Origin of the sequence: Streptomyces sp. NRRL F-5126, from assembly GCF_000721265.1 — a bacterium.
Lineage (GTDB): Bacteria > Actinomycetota > Actinomycetes > Streptomycetales > Streptomycetaceae > Streptomyces.
The window spans coordinates 1-707 of the sequence record NZ_JOFZ01000053.1 but is presented as its reverse complement, the minus strand read 5'-3'; the positions used below and the strand labels follow the sequence as shown (position 1 = coordinate 707).

Sequence of the window (707 nt, the reverse complement as noted above, 5' to 3'; positions counted from 1 at the left end):
CCCATAAGGAGATGCACGAGGGCTTTCGGGTCACCCATTGGTGGTGGCGCGGCCCCGCGGCCTCGTGGGGCCACGAGCCAGCCTCTACGCTTCCGACGACACCGACGAAGGAGGACCGATGGCGACACGCGTGGCGATCGGCAACAACAAGGGCGGGGCGAAGAAGTCGACCCTGGCCGTGCGCCTGGCCGAAGCCCTCGCCAAGAGCGGGAAGCGGGTCGGCGTGGTCGACTTCGACCCGCAGGGCAACGCGTCGCGGCGGCTGGGGTGGAAGGACGACCCTGAGGCCCCGCAACTGACCGCCGCTGAGGCAGTGGAGTACAGCAGCACCCCGCCGAAGGTCGTCTACGACGGCCAGGCCGCCGAAGTCTGGCAGCCGATCGGCTGGACAACGCCGTACGCGGAGCGGATCAGGCTGATCCCCGCCCGGTACACCCTGGAGGACCGGGCGACCGAGGCCGGGATGAAGGGCGCCTGGCGGCGGCTGGCGAAGGCGCTGAAGGGCACGGACGACGCTCTCGACTACGTCCTGATCGACTGCCCGCCCTCGCTCGGGCACCTGACCCAGATGGCTCTGGGGGCCGCTCACTTCGCCCTGGCCAGCACGGAGCCTGAGTACGACAGCATCGAGGCCGCGGTGAGGTACCGGGACTTCGTGGCGGCTTCCGGGGACGACCTGGGCAACTCGGAGCTGAGCTTCCTGGGGG

At 70.3% G+C, this 707-nt stretch carries 1 protein-coding gene; it reads left to right on the top strand.

Going from position 1 to position 707, the window contains the following annotated elements; genetic code table 11:
- Positions 1-118: 118 nt before the first annotated feature.
- A partial coding sequence (locus IH48_RS0132250; protein ID WP_030912917.1) for a ParA family protein occupies positions 119-707 on the top strand: 589 nt, incomplete at its 3' end.